Genomic DNA, 247 nt, shown 5'->3' on the forward strand with positions numbered 1-247 from the left:
GCCTGGTGGTAGCCGTCGTGCAGCAACGGAGTGACGGCGAGGGGGCCGAGAATCTGACCGACACTGTATCCGGTGGTCAGCAGCGCCACCGCACGCGGAAACTGCAGATGCGCTCCGATACCCAGTGCCAACGACCCGACGCCGAGGAAGGTGGCACCGAACAGGAAGGCGGAGATCAGGGCGGGGCCGACACCGGCGACGACGGCGGGCAGCGCGATGCCGACGGCCTGGATGAGCAGGGCAACCA

Annotated in this window: 1 protein-coding gene; it reads right to left on the reverse strand. The window is 68.4% G+C overall.

The window, feature by feature from the left end; translation table 11 throughout:
- Nucleotides 1-247, reverse strand: a 247-nt coding sequence (locus ACFWJO_RS38670) for a YbfB/YjiJ family MFS transporter (protein ID WP_386872888.1), incomplete at both ends; no start/stop codon positions are given.

Origin of the sequence: Streptomyces sp. NPDC127092, assembly GCF_042722475.1 — a bacterium.
Lineage (GTDB): Bacteria > Actinomycetota > Actinomycetes > Streptomycetales > Streptomycetaceae > Streptomyces.